The organism is Blautia sp. MCC269, from assembly GCF_018785655.1.
Taxonomy (GTDB): domain Bacteria; phylum Bacillota; class Clostridia; order Lachnospirales; family Lachnospiraceae; genus Blautia_A.
In genome coordinates, this window is the sequence record NZ_WQQE01000006.1 from 67,792 (window position 1) to 81,162 (window position 13,371).

Genomic DNA, 13,371 nt, shown 5'->3' on the forward strand with positions numbered 1-13,371 from the left:
TTGTTCTTTTCCCACTTTTATTTTTCAACCTCTATATAATCTTCCGGTGCTGACGGTTGCTGTCCGTTTGCCATTGCTGCAGTCCATGCACTTGATAATGTTGTGTCCTTAAGCTGCCTGATCTCACATTCCGGATTTATTTTTTTCAAAACAGACATTGTGGTGTCTGTAAGAAGAATAGAGTACTCCTTGTCTTTGTCTGTTTTTTTCTTATTTACTTCTATGTCCTGTAATGAGAATCCGTTTTCCTCCTGACTGACGATTATTTTCATACCGGATGCAATTGGTAATTCATATTTATTGGTTACATGAAATTTCTCATCAGAATCAGCAAGATATTTCTCCGCAAGTTCATAAACCTCTTTGCCATTGATTTTTGCCAGATATAATGGTGTATCTGAACTCTTTGCTGTCATCAAAGCAACCCGGCTGCCGGTGCACTCCCCTTTGTAAATGGAAGAAGTAAAATAATAATATGGTACCAAAGCCAGCTGAGCATCATTTTCTTCTCTGATCGTAGTTAAAATAGAAGATGCCGCATCGCGACCGTTTTTATCATTTAGCGAAATGGCATATTCGTTTTCAAAATTAACTGTGGTTTCTTCTTTTGAATCCTTGCTGTTCATTGTGCTGCGAAAAGCATCATAAGCCTGTGTTTCATCCATTTCCCCTGACAATAATCCGTGAACAGCCTTAAGGCTGGCATCAAATGATTTTTGAGCAGAATATCGGATATAAACAGAATTATTATTAATTTCATCTTCAAGGCCAGGTACATCTTCCATCATGTTTGGAACATCTACATTTAATGAAATTACACCCTTTCCTTCTGCAATCAGCGTTTGTCCTTCTTTTGAAATCATACGATCCAGGACATCGAATGCCAGGTCCAGTTTTTCCTGATCTTTTTCCAGGTCTTTGTTGAATGCAATATTCAGAGAAGGGGTCATATTTATAAAAGCTTCATCCGAAATCTGTGAAAAAAACGGTATACGGGTTAATTCTGCATCCATCTGTTCCTGATATTCCTGCATAAGTGCCGGATAACCATGAAACATTGCTGCTTTTCCCTCAAGGAACATCTGCGCTGCAGTATTAATATCGACGCTAATATCATCACTTGTAAAATGTGAGTCCTTCAAAAATGTATTGGTTTCTGAAAAAATACGTTCCCATAATGTGTCATCAAACGCGATATCCCCTGATGAACTTTCAGCTGAACTTCTCCATTTGATTCCATCCAGACTCATGAATTCACCAATTGCACCGGTCTGGATCACCTCATGAGCAGACCAGTCTTCTGCAAGATCCAGAGAATAAGGTTTTATACCATTATCATAAAACTGCTGGCACGCCTGTGCATATTCCTTATAATTTTCCGGTATCTTGATCCCGAACTGCTCAAACAATGTCTTGTTGGCAATGATCGTCTGCGGCATACCGCAGATAGGAAGCCACTGAATCTCATCTTTTGAGTTTTTATAATATTGCAATGCATAAGAGTAATATCTGGAAACCACATCATAAGAAGCAAAATCCATAAGATACGGCTCCAGATCCTGTGCATCTGTTCCTGAGAATCGACGTACAGTTATGATATCCGGCAGTTCACCATGTTCTTCAAAATAACTGTATAAATCGGTATCATTGTTGCCGGTAATAAACTCAATATCCTGATCCGGAAACTGCTCATAGATATAGGGTACAATATTTTTCATTAAACGATTTTCCCACAGATACACAGTAAGGTGATCATCATTTTTAGATACTGCTTTTTCAGATTGTCCACAGCCAGACAAAACAGTAGTTGCTACAAGCACCCCTGACAATAAAGCTATCAGACAATGTTTTGCCTTTTTCATACTCGTATTTTCCTCATTCTTTCCTGCTAAAAACATTAATTCAATAATCGGGAATCAATTACAGCCAGCTTTCCAGGACATCATTCAGCTTATTCATATCCAGCGGTTTTGCGATATGTCCATTCATGCCTGTGTTTTTTGCCAGCTGTACATCTTCTGCAAAAGCATTGGCAGTCATGGCAACGATCGGCAATTTTCCCTGTTCACCCGGAAGGCTCCTGATCGCTGCGGTTGCCTCATAACCATTCATGACAGGCATTTGGATATCCATAAAAACAAGATCATACAAGCCTTTCGGAGAAACTTCCACTTTTTCAACTGCAGCTTTTCCATTTTCTGCTGTTTCCACTTCTGCCCCTGTCATCTGTAAAATTTCAACAGCAATTTCTCTGTTTAACTCATTATCATCAACCACCAGAATTCTTTTTCCTGTATAATCTGCTTCTGACAGCTTCTGCAGATAATTTCTTGCTGCTTTTTCTTTTCTGTCCGAAGTAAACTGCCGCAATGTTGCCGTCAGCCTGGAACGGAACAGCGGTTTTGCAATAAAAGCATCTACACCTGCAGCCTTTGCTTCTTCTTCAATCTCGCTGAATTCATAAGATGTTAATACAATGATGGTGATCTCTTTTCCTATCCGTTTCCGGATCTGTCTGGCAGTCTCTATACCATCCATCTCCGGCATCTTCCAGTCTAAAATAACAGCAAAGTAATCATCTTTCAACTCATGCCGTGCATAACAGCGCTCAACCGCTTCCCTGCCAGAGAGAACCCATTCACCCATAATACCAATTTCCTTCAGTGTGGCAACTGTACTTTCACAGCATGTCTTATCATCATCCACAACCAGAACAGGAAGATTCATCAGATTTTTGTCCTGTGCTTTTTCTTTTTCCTGAAGCTCCAGGTAAATCGTTACCGTAATTCTGGTTCCCTTATGTAAGGTGCTTTCCACTTTAATATTACCATTCATCAGATTAACAATATTTCTGCTGATCGCCATTCCCAGACCAGTTCCCTGAACTCTGGTTGTCCGGTGGTCATCTGCGCGACTGAAAGGATCAAACATGATTTTCTGGAATTCCGGTGACATACCGATTCCATTATCCTCAATCGTAAATTCATAGCATCCAAGCTCTGAAAATCCATTTGGCTTTTCCTCTATGGAAAAAATAATATTCCCACCATCCGGTGTATACTTGATCGCATTACTCATCAGATTCACAAATACCTGCTGAATCCTCAGACTGTCACCGCAGACATCCTCATGTTCAATGTGATTAATATGTATATCAAAATTATGTTTATGTTCATCAAGCACCGGTTTCGTAAGCGTAATAAGATTATCCACCAGTTCTGACAGATTGAAATCTTCCTGTGCCAGCGTCATTTTTCCGCTTTCGATACGTGCCATATCCAGCACTTCATTGATCAGCCCCAGCAGATGGCGGCTTGATTCTGTAATCTTGCTGAGGCATTCAATAACTCTCTCCTGACTCTCAATATTTGCTCCTGCGATCGCTGTCAGACCGACAATGGCGTTCATTGGTGTCCTGATATCATGGGACATATTGGAAAGGAATTCTGTTTTCGCACGATTCGCATTTTCTGCAGAACGGTAAGCCTCTTTCAGTGCCTGACGGGATTCAATCTCTGCTTTTTTCTCCTGTGTCACATCCATGGATGCCAGCAATACTTTTACCAGTTTTCCATCCTCCCATTCCAGGGGTATGTAAGAAGCGATCTTATAAGTCTTTTCATCCTGGCTGCAATACTCAAACTTATAAATATCATTTTCACTTTTCAGTTTTTTCCGAATATTATCCGGGGCTATCAGGATATCTATAGCTTCCAATGGTTCCAGTGTCTTATATTTTTCAAGAACCTGCATCTGAAAATCATGATAAAATCCCAGAGGTTTATATATCATCTGTCCATTCAGATTGTAGAATTCATATCTGTCATTTTCCAGATCACAGACAACAAAACGGTCAACCAGACGCACAATACTCTGGATCAGCTGCTCCATGGAAGCATTATCCGCTGCCATCTGCAGATGCCGTGCACTCTCCACCTTTGTCTCTGTGATATCCCGCAGAAAGATCATGGCATATTCTGAATCCTCTATCTCGCCGCGTATGATCACATTACGGACCCATCGTTCTTCTCCATTCAGAGTGATACGGCACTCCAAAGCCAATTCGGTTTCCAGACCCTTCAGCCTTTCTGCAATATAACCACGGTCGTAAAAAGAGGATACCGCCTTCTTATCTTTCTCCACAACATAGGAATCCACAAAATGCCGGATCAGTTCATCCCATGTATGACTCTGTTCAAAGACTGTCATCAGGGACGGTTCAACCTTAAAGGTATCAAAAGTATTCGCTTCCAGATTCACATAATACTCGCACAGATCTGCTTTCGTAAAAGCCCGGTGGAAAGCAGCAGATTTTTGTGCCTGCATGATTTCTTTTTTCTCCCCATCAATGTTAATAAAAATCCCAGCAATCCTACTGGCAGAACCATCCAGACGGCGTATTACTTCTGCCGATGCCCGAAACCACTGGTATTGATTATCCTTCATTCTCATACGATACTCTACCTGGTATTTTATCTGGTTCGTCTTATCCTTAATTGCCGCCTGAAGCTGCACCATTACTCTTTCTTTATCCTGTGGATGCAGAAGATCTGACCAGGATTCCAGTTTATTCGGAAAGTCCAGAGTGTCATGATAGCCAAGCATTTTTCGGAATTCATGACTCCAGTTTGCATTCACAATCTCACTGTTTTCGTCACAGTCAAAATACCAGAAGCCGGAACAGATAGCCTCATTGAGCAGTGCCAGATTTACATGATCCCAGTTGACCTGTACGGACATAACCCATATCTGTCTGCCCGCCTCATCTGTCGCATCCTCTTTACAAAGCCGTACATTATTCACTGTACCGTCTGCTGTAAGGATCTGTGCTTCCCCTGTTCCGTGAAGCTGCAAAAAACGGTCTCGCTCCAGTCTATCTTCCTCGTCATAAAAGAAGTTTTTCAACGAGCCGTTTGTCTGCTTCATAAAAGAGTCGAATGTATATCCTGTACTATGTAACAGCAGATTGCTCACAGATAAAACAGACAGGTTTTGGTCATAATATCCTGTCATTATGCCTACTCCGCCATTATTTTCCAGTGTTTTCTGTACTGCCTGTGACATGGTCTGTGTCTGTCCCGGTACAGTCTCACTTAAAGAATATATTTTGTCTTCATAATTTCCCATTTTATAAAAATCCTCACTCTGTTTCATGCTTCGTTATCCTGCTTTTATCTGTATACAGAGAACCTATCCCTGCCAGTTTTCTTATCCATTTTTGCATACAAAAAAGGACACCTTCCAAAACCTGCCAGCGTCCCTACTATATTTCTTTAACATCACACTGATTTTAGCCACTTCTGGCTTTGCGTCCCTGCCTTTCAGCAGGTTTGCCCTGAAATAATTTCCATTTTTATCAAAAATAAAATACCACGAAGTTTTTCATACGTCAATAATGTTGGATAGAAAATCTGTGTATTTTGCGTATGTCAGGTTGCATTGTCAGGGATTAGGATGAATTTGGGCTATTTTGCACATTGATATTATTATCTGTTATACATATAATAATATTAACAGGACTCCCCGCACCTCTCAAAGATGTGCCCCAGGGGAGACATTTTTTTATACGAAGATATTATTGAAGAAATAATATAAAGTGGAGTTCTGGTTTAGGGAATTCCATTTTTATTGCTTGTATTTGCTTTGTTATTAGCGTACTTTGCTCCCACATGATGTCCTGCTTTTTTCTCATATTGCATTTCTCCCTTCTGAAGTTCTCTTTTCAGTTACATGACTATACCAGAAGTCGTGGAAATAGCAATTCATCAGATGTACCGAAAATGCGTGGAGGAGATTGGGGATAGTAGATAATAGGGAAAATTAGGATAAAAGAAAAGTCATGGCTCTGCCATGACCTTTTAATTCATATTTGCTGTCTTATTCAGCAGAAATACCTGCCAGTTTTACATTTACGTTATAATATCCTACACAACGTGAAAAATAGGTATACGGATTTGAGAAGTTGCAACCACTACACACAATATTCACACAAAATTCTCTTTATGTTTTCAATTTTTATAGGCTTTGCCAAGTGAGCATTCATTCCTGCTGCCAGACACTTTTCTTTATCTTCTCTGAATGCATTTGCTGTCATGGCAATAATCGGGATCGTCTCAGCATCTGGATGTTTCAGTGACCGGATTGTTTTTGTCGCAGTAATCCCATCCATTACAGGCATCATGATATCCATCAGAATTGCGTCAAAATAACCTTCCGGTTTCTCCTGGAACATTCTGACTGCCTGCAGTCCATCTTCTGCAACTGTCAGATTTGCACCTTCATCAGACAACAGCGTTTCCGCAATTTCTGCATTCAGTTCATTATCCTCCACCAGCAATAAGTTTAATCCGCTGATATCCATCTGTGCCGCTGTTTTCTTTACTGTATCTAGTGCGGGAGCAAGTTTAAACGGAATCCTGATGATAAAGGTTGAGCCAACTCCCTCTTTGCTTTTAACTTCAATAGTTCCACCCATCTTTTCAATCAGACCTTTTACAATCGCCATTCCCAGTCCAATTCCCTGCTGTGTACTTCTTGCATCCTCTCTTTCCTGCGAAAACGGCTCAAATATATGCTCCTGGTATTCCCTGCTCATACCAATGCCAGTATCAGTTATGGTCCACTCATATGTCGTAATTCCGTCAACAGCTTCTGTATAATCTGATACAGTTCTTATCTTGCCGCCAATTCGGTTATACTTAATACAATTTCCATAAATATTAAGAAATATCTGTCTTAAATGCACCGGACTTCCATAAATAAAAGGATATCGAAGCCCTTCTTTTTTTGAACAGAACTGCATCTGGATTCCTCTGTCTTTTGCCCGCTGTTCTATGATAGCCAGAACATCCTGGCTTAATTCCTTAAAGTTGATGATTTCCTGCGTCAGAGGTACATTTCCATCTTCAATCTTGCTCATCTGAAGGATATCGTTAATAAGAGACAATAGGTAGTCTGCAGCTACTTGCATTTTTCTGAAATTTTCCAGGACCAATTCCCTGTCATCAAAATGTTTCTCAGCAATCTTCAGCAATCCGATAATTCCATTCAGCGGGGTTCTCATATCGTGAGACATCCTGGAGAGAAAATCAGACTTGCTTTTATTTGCTTTCTTTTCACTTTCCAAGGCAATTGATTTGTGCATGAAGTCATTTTTATCCAGCATGAGATTCCAATGTTCAATGGTTCCGTCTTCCTTTATCACTTTCTGTCCACGATCTTCGATGTATTTGTATGTACCGTCCTTACAGCGTATCCGGTAAATAGTAGCATAATGATCGGAATGAGTATATTGATTTAATGCATCTGCAAGTCCGACCTTCACATCGTCCGGATGAGCAAGGCCGATAATGTTACCGCCAGAAGCGTCCAACAGTTCCTTTGGTGTTGCGTAACCGAGCATATTTGCAAATTGTTCTGAAACATATTTGAAAGAGTATTCCGGGTCATCATTACTGATTTTGACGCCGCCGGGGATGGATACGGTAAACAACTCCAGCTGACTTTGCAGTTTCTTTGTCAATTCCTCGATCATAGCTGTATGCTTTTTCTCTTCTTCCAGAAGCTTCGCATACTCTCTGTTTGATTTTTCCAGTGCCCGCTCTTTTTCCTCTAAGCGATAATGTTCTGTACGGTCAAGAACATAATTAACTGCAATGACATCTCCGGTTTCCTCTTCCCGATACAGAGCCATGTGATCTTCTGCAAGCATAGGCTCAAAAGTAGCAGTCCTGGTCCAGTATCGGAACGATATATGCCGTTCACCATTTTCAAACCGATTTAATAATCGTTCTCTGTTAAACTCGTGCAGAAAATCTTTAAGACCTTCCTCAGGTATGGTCAATGCCCATGCATCTACCAGACTCTGTAAGCTTGAATTTTCCGGCAAACCTAATTGTTCATTCAGATTATATTTTTTTCCATTAACTACCTGATACATGGAACCACGTACGATACTCTTTGTGAGATTGATCACGCAGTATCCATCGGCAATAGCAAATACCGATTCTTCCAAAAAACGATTATTAATAATGTCCTGACTCATACAACTTCTCCTCGTCAATCTTCTAGTAAGAATTATATCCTTATTTTTGTGTGTCCGTCAATAAAAAAGAGTGTGGTAACTATTCAAATACTTAGTCACCCATTTCTCCACCGATTCCCAAAGTGTACTTTGCTCCCACATGATGTCCTGCTTTTTTCGCATATTGCATTTCTCCCTTCTGAAGTTCTCTTTTCAGTTACATGACTATACCAGAAGTCGGGAAAATAGCAATTCATCAGATGTATCGAAAATGCGTGGAGGAGATTGGGGATGGTAGACGATAGGGAAAATCAGGATAAAAGAAAAGCCATGGTTCGTGCCATGACCTTTCAAAAGAATATATTTATTTTTGATCTGTGGAAAGTGGTTTCAGGGATTACGGATTTCCGGTTAAAACCAGTTCACAGGTTTTGTCAAAAGGTCCGGATTCGCTGGTGGAAATCAGTAGTGTACTGCCGCCCTTGCTTACGGTTCCTGCCATTGGTGTGACGTTGGTGTGCCGCATTCCGGTAAGGTTGAACCAGGCAAAGGTTGTTCCTGTGGCAACAATCAGAAGAAGGAACAGCCACAGAAATGCTCTTCCCAGTGATCTTTTTAACTGATTAACTTCTGTATCCAAAACTTCGCCCCCTTACTTTACAACTCCGGCAAATGATACGGAGAGATTCTTCAGGGTCTGGCTTCCCAGATTGTTTGTGCAGTCCAGCACATCGCCTTCTTTTCCTTTGGCAGTGTTGTACTCTGCCTTTGGGTTCTTTTTGTCACTGATGGCAAAAATGTATTCGGCGTCTGCGGGCTGGGATCTGCCGATTCTGTGAACTACAAAGCCGGCGCGGATGGCTGAGGATATGGGGTTCTTGGAATCACTGTCCTCAAATCCGATGTCTGCGATGTAGATATCTGTAGGATTTCCGTTTGTTCTTAAGAACAGGCTGGTCTTATAATAATCTGTGTAATCACCTCGTCCAAAGAGACTGGCTACCAGATTGGACTGGTTTTCTGTTCCGTTGGTGAAACCAATGACTTTCTGGAAGCCGCCGCTGATGCGGTTGGTGGATACAGGATTCAGTCTTCCGGTGAAACTGTCCAGCACTGCGGCTGACCCGTAGGTTCCGCTGTAGGAGTTGCTGATCTGCAGATTAACTCCTGCTCCTGCTGCCATACGGACTTTTGTGGTATGACGGCCTGTGTTATATACATACCACGCATACGTTGCGGATACGACTGCAAGAAGGGCAATCAAAAGGGCAACTGTACCTGTGGTGAGTCTGTTTTTCAGATTTTTTTTACTGGAAATCTCTGACTTGTTTTTCTCATCAGAAATAATAATAGGTACCTCCGTTTCTTTTACCTGATATGTATGTGTGTAAATTGACATGATTTTACACTTTTATGTATTATCATACCATATTCAAGGGGTTTCATCAATTTTTCACAGGCACAGTTTTTTTAATTTTTATTATTTTTTTTTGTTGCTTTTTCCGAAAAAGACCGACGATTTCTGCATCGCCGGCCTTTCGGAAAATATTCTGTATTTTATTTACGGTTGTAGTTAATCAGACAGCCTTTGAGAATGATTTCTCTCTCATCGTCTGTGAGCTCGCCGAGTGTTACCTCGAACTCTTTCAGGGAGTCGCCCTCAACGGTGTAGCCCTTGATTACGTCTGCTTTTTCCTCAACTGCTTTACGGATTCCCGGGAAGAACAGGAAGTCTCCGTTCTTAAACGGAAGGTCTCCGGCAGGAATCAGGAATGGAAGCATACCCCAGTTGATCAGGTTGGAGCGATATCTCTTGGTTGCGTACTCGTTGGCAATGTTTGCCCAGCCGCCAAGTACTTTCTGGCAGGATGCTGCCTGCTCTCTGGCAGAACCATCACCTGGTTTTACGGCAAAGATGGTGCTTCCTACGCCAAGGTTTGTCTTATCTACATCCGGATAAGTCTTGTTGATGGTCTGGATCACCGGTTTCAGTTCCGGAACAGCCTCTGCCGGACAGTTGCCTGCCTGGATTGCCTTCTGTGCTGCCTGGATCTCTTTTGCACGGCCTACGTAAGCCGGGTCTTTTCTGGAGAGTGTGAACTCTGCAAGTCCAAGCGGGTTGGAACGGTAAGAGGATGTCTCACCGGACGGGATCAGCTCGTCAGTTGTGGTAACCGGATCATGAATCTCGGAAACAACTTTCAGGATCAGGTTGTCTGCAAGTGCAGCCATCTCCGGCCAGTCTTTGATGTTCGGGCCAAACTGGATCTCTACGCTTGGATCTGCTACGCCCTTGCTGTCAAATACACGGTTCTCGTAGATGGATTTGTCGAAATAGTATTTATGCTCAGAATAGCTTCCGTCAAACTCCTCAGCAGAAGTAAGGAATCCTTTGTTTGCTGCTGTAGCTGCAATGGAACGTGCATCCATAAGTGCAACAGAAGAAATCTGGCCGTTCTGGATCTTGGAGCCTTCACGGTTCGGGAAGTTTCTGGTTGTATGACGGATACTGAACGCATTGTTTGCAGGTGTATCTCCGGCACCGAAGCACGGTCCGCAGAATGCAGTCTTCACAACTGCGCCTGTTCCGATAAGTTCTGCAAGAACGCCGTTCTTAGCCAGTTCCATGTAGATTGGAGTACTTGCCGGATATACGCTTAATGTAAAGGCATCGTGGCCGATGTTTTTGCCCTTGAGGATGTCTGCTGCTGCACAGATATTCTCGAATCCGCCACCAGCACAGCCGGCGATGATTCCCTGCTCCACATAAAGCTGGCCATCGATTACCTTGTCTCTTAATGTGAACGGAATTTTTCCATCCAGGCTGACCTGTGCTCTCTTCTCTACGTCTGCGAGAATGTCATCCAGGTTTGCTTTCAGCTCGTCGATAGTGTAAGTGTTGCTTGGGTGGAACGGCATTGCGATCATTGGTTTGATCTCGCCAAGGTCGATCTCCACACAACCGTCATAGTATGCAACATTGCCTGGTTTCAGTTCTTTGTAATCTTCCGGTCTTCCGTGGATTGCATAGAACTCCTCGATCTTGGCATCTGTCTGCCAGATGGAGGAAAGACAGGTGGTCTCTGTTGTCATAACATCGATTCCGATACGGAAGTCTGCGCTTAAGTTGGCAACGCCAGGTCCTACGAACTCCATAACTTTATTCTTCACATAGCCGTTGGCAAAAACTTCTCCAATGATGGCCAGTGCAACGTCCTGCGGTCCTACGCCCGGGCGTGGTGTGCCTTTCAGGTAGATGGCTACAACGCCTGGCATGTTGATATCATAAGTCTGACAGAGAAGCTGTTTAACAAGCTCCGGTCCGCCCTCGCCCATGGCCATGGTTCCAAGTGCTCCGTATCTTGTATGGCTGTCGGAACCGAGGATCATCTTTCCGCCGCCTGCAAGCATCTCTCTTGCAAACTGATGGATAACTGCCTGATGAGGCGGTACATAAACTCCGCCGTACTTCTTGGCACAGGTGAGTCCAAACATATGGTCATCTTCATTGATGGTTCCGCCTACTGCACAGAGAGAGTTATGGCAGTTTGTCAGCACATATGGTACCGGGAATTTCTCAAGTCCTGATGCTCTTGCAGTCTGGATAATTCCTACAAAAGTGATATCATGGGAAGTCAGTTTGTCAAATTTGATCTGAAGTTTCTCCATGTTATCAGATTTATTGTGAGCCTTGAGAATAGAATATGCGATGGTATTCTTGGCAGCCTCTTCCTTCGCTACAGGCAGGTTCGCCTGGTTCTCAGGAATGATTTCCTGGCCGTTCTGAAGATAAACACCGGTATCGTAAAGTTTCATTTCGGTTCCTCCAATCTGTAATGATTCTTTTTTTCACAATTTCGTTTATTATAGAGGATTTTTACACATTAGTCAATAAAAGCGGAGCGGCCCGGTGCATTGTTTTGTGTACAAAACGGGAATCCGCCCCGAACTTTACTTTCCCTTTGAAATCCGCTATACTGGAGGTCACTTAAAGTAGAATCTTCTGCCGGATGCGGCAGTTTCAATACGGAGGTATTTATTTATGTTTCGTTTATGGGGAAAAATCTGGAAAGACAACCACATGCTCCAGGACACGGTAGTCTGTGACGACAGCGACGATACCAGAACACATAAGATTTTCCGTGGTCTTGAAGAGATCTGCTATCAGATGGACCTTGGCAATCCCATCTGGCTGGACGCCACTGTCAAAGACTTTAAGAAACATGACAAAGCACGTTTTTATCAGGATAATTTTATTGAACAGATTGAATTTGATTATCTGGAGATTCAGGTGATCGAGGAGGACTAGGAGAATGCATCTTACACAAAAGCAAAAACATTTCCACTCTCTTGACGGTCTTCGGGCAATCGCAGCTCTGTCCATCGTTGCAATGCATGTTTTATCCAACTCCAATTACAAGATGTCCGGGTTCATAGCCCAGCGCGTGATTCCATCTTTTTCAGATTTTGTATTTCTTTTTATGACAATATCCGCTTTTGGAATGTGTTGTGGATATTATGAACGGATTATGCACAATCAGCTTTCTCTGTCACATTTTTATGAAAGACGTTTCCGGAAAATTCTTCCGTTTTTTGGAATTCTGGTGTTGCTGGATCTTATTCTTGAACCTTCTCTGTCTCATCTGTATGAAGCTTTTGCAGATCTGACCCTTCTGTTCGGTTTCCTTCCTGAAGCAGGAAACATTACAGTTATTGGCGTAGGCTGGTTCCTGGGTGTAATTTTTGTATTTTATCTTATTTTTCCTTTTTTCTGTGTTCTTCTTGAAAATAAAAGGAGGGCATGGGGAGCATTTTTTATCAGTCTGGTCTATAATTTTATCTGCGCGGAATACTTTCATGTGGGGAAAACAAACATTCTCTACTGCAGCTGTTTTTTTCTTGCAGGCGGTTTGATCTATCTGTATAAAGACTTTCTGATCAAAATAAACAAATGGTTTGTTCTCGGTGTGGTTTTCATTTTTATTCTGCTATATTATGTTTCTCACCGGAATATTTATTTCTGTCTTGGTCTTTTTGCTTCCATGGTCATTTATGGAATCATCAGCCATGGGATACTTCTTGAAAACAGAATAACCCGATTTTTCAGTACTATCAGCATGGAAATCTATCTGTCGCATATGGTTATATTCCGCATTGTGGAAAAAACCGGGCTTAATTATCTTGGCGGCAATGGATGGCCACAGTATCTGTTTACTACTCTGACTGTAATTATTCTTACTTCTGTTTTTTCTTTTGTTGCCAGACAGATACTTTCCCGCCTGACAGAACGTCAGGCCTAAATCTGTAAACAGTTTTGCCGTGGCTCTGTATTTAAGAGCCACGGCATT

The 13,371-nt window shown here is 42.1% G+C and carries 8 protein-coding genes and 1 riboswitch; of the genes, 2 read left to right on the plus strand and 6 right to left on the minus strand.

Translation table 11 applies throughout. The features are described 5' to 3' along the window. Positions 1-17: 17 nt before the first annotated feature. From GPK88_RS01740 to GPK88_RS01765, 6 genes are all read right to left on the minus strand, one after another. Positions 18-1,862, minus strand: a complete 1,845-nt coding sequence (locus tag GPK88_RS01740; RefSeq protein WP_174095775.1) for an ABC transporter substrate-binding protein — start codon at positions 1,860-1,862, stop codon at positions 18-20. Positions 1,863-1,920: 58 nt separating this feature from the next. Beyond that, a complete protein-coding gene (locus GPK88_RS01745) occupies positions 1,921-5,127 on the minus strand; it encodes a response regulator (protein ID WP_174095778.1) in 3,207 nt (1,068 codons plus the stop codon). Between the two features lie 112 nt (positions 5,128-5,239). Further along, positions 5,240-5,345: riboswitch (cyclic di-GMP riboswitch) on the minus strand. Positions 5,346-5,971: 626 nt separating this feature from the next. Continuing rightward, the gene (locus tag GPK88_RS01750; protein WP_174095776.1) at positions 5,972-8,044 is read right to left on the minus strand and encodes a hybrid sensor histidine kinase/response regulator; all 2,073 of its coding nucleotides are present in this window, start codon (positions 8,042-8,044) and stop codon (positions 5,972-5,974) included. Between the two features lie 376 nt (positions 8,045-8,420). Beyond that, entirely contained in the window at positions 8,421-8,663 is a 243-nt protein-coding gene (locus tag GPK88_RS01755) for a hypothetical protein (RefSeq protein ID WP_215707485.1), read from the minus strand. Positions 8,664-8,675: 12 nt separating this feature from the next. Continuing rightward, positions 8,676-9,422, minus strand: coding sequence for a hypothetical protein (locus tag GPK88_RS01760; protein ID WP_177291244.1), 747 nt, complete (start codon positions 9,420-9,422; stop codon positions 8,676-8,678). Between the two features lie 158 nt (positions 9,423-9,580). Then, positions 9,581-11,839, minus strand: coding sequence for a hydratase (locus GPK88_RS01765; protein ID WP_148445323.1), 2,259 nt, complete (start codon positions 11,837-11,839; stop codon positions 9,581-9,583). Positions 11,840-12,065: 226 nt separating this feature from the next. Between GPK88_RS01765 and GPK88_RS01770 the strand changes: the two genes are divergently transcribed. Continuing rightward, positions 12,066-12,332 (plus strand): hypothetical protein, encoded by a 267-nt coding sequence (locus tag GPK88_RS01770; protein WP_215707486.1) that lies wholly within the window; start codon positions 12,066-12,068, stop codon positions 12,330-12,332. Positions 12,333-12,336: 4 nt separating this feature from the next. Then, the gene (locus GPK88_RS01775) at positions 12,337-13,323 is read left to right on the plus strand and encodes an acyltransferase family protein (protein ID WP_215707487.1); all 987 of its coding nucleotides are present in this window, start codon (positions 12,337-12,339) and stop codon (positions 13,321-13,323) included. Positions 13,324-13,371: the final 48 nt, after the last annotated feature.

What these genes read in the sequence shown, in the direction of transcription:
- GPK88_RS01745 (WP_174095778.1), bottom strand. Translation starts at nt 5,127, where the DNA reads ATGGGAAATTATGAAGACAAAATATATTCTTTAAGTGAGACTGTACCG.
- GPK88_RS01770 (WP_215707486.1), top strand. Translation starts at nt 12,066, where the DNA reads ATGTTTCGTTTATGGGGAAAAATCTGGAAAGACAACCACATGCTCCAG.
- GPK88_RS01750 (WP_174095776.1), bottom strand. Translation starts at nt 8,044, where the DNA reads ATGAGTCAGGACATTATTAATAATCGTTTTTTGGAAGAATCGGTATTT.
- GPK88_RS01740 (WP_174095775.1), bottom strand. Translation starts at nt 1,862, where the DNA reads ATGAAAAAGGCAAAACATTGTCTGATAGCTTTATTGTCAGGGGTGCTT.
- GPK88_RS01765 (WP_148445323.1), bottom strand. Translation starts at nt 11,839, where the DNA reads ATGAAACTTTACGATACCGGTGTTTATCTTCAGAACGGCCAGGAAATC.
- GPK88_RS01760 (WP_177291244.1), bottom strand. Translation starts at nt 9,422, where the DNA reads ATGTCAATTTACACACATACATATCAGGTAAAAGAAACGGAGGTACCT.
- GPK88_RS01775 (WP_215707487.1), top strand. Translation starts at nt 12,337, where the DNA reads ATGCATCTTACACAAAAGCAAAAACATTTCCACTCTCTTGACGGTCTT.